1 protein-coding gene is annotated in these 291 nt (G+C 48.5%); it reads right to left on the minus strand.

From position 1 onward, the window contains the following. Positions 1–291 (minus strand): DNA methyltransferase (locus EAO38_RS08780; protein ID WP_162982775.1); only part of this gene is annotated, 291 nt, incomplete at both ends.

Raw genomic sequence — 291 nt, forward strand, 5'->3', positions numbered from 1 at the left:
CCGATAAAATCTAGCCCTAGTTGCGCGCATGCCACCCCTGTAGAGCCACTCCCACAAAAACAATCCAACACCACTGAGCCCCTAGGCAAGATTTCTAAACAATGCTTGAGCACCTCTAGGGGCTTTTGGGTGGCGTGTTGTTTCTTACTGGGATGTAAATAGGCTTGGACATAGCCATAATGAAACGCGCTTTGCTTGCGCGGGATATCTGGTAAATCCCCCTTAGTCCCCCAACAAATAAATTCGCATTGTTGTTTAAAGCCATTAGGAAAGGGTCTAGCACTCCGTCCC

It is taken from the genome of Helicobacter vulpis, from assembly GCF_003660395.1.
GTDB classification, from domain to species: Bacteria; Campylobacterota; Campylobacteria; order Campylobacterales; family Helicobacteraceae; genus Helicobacter; species Helicobacter vulpis.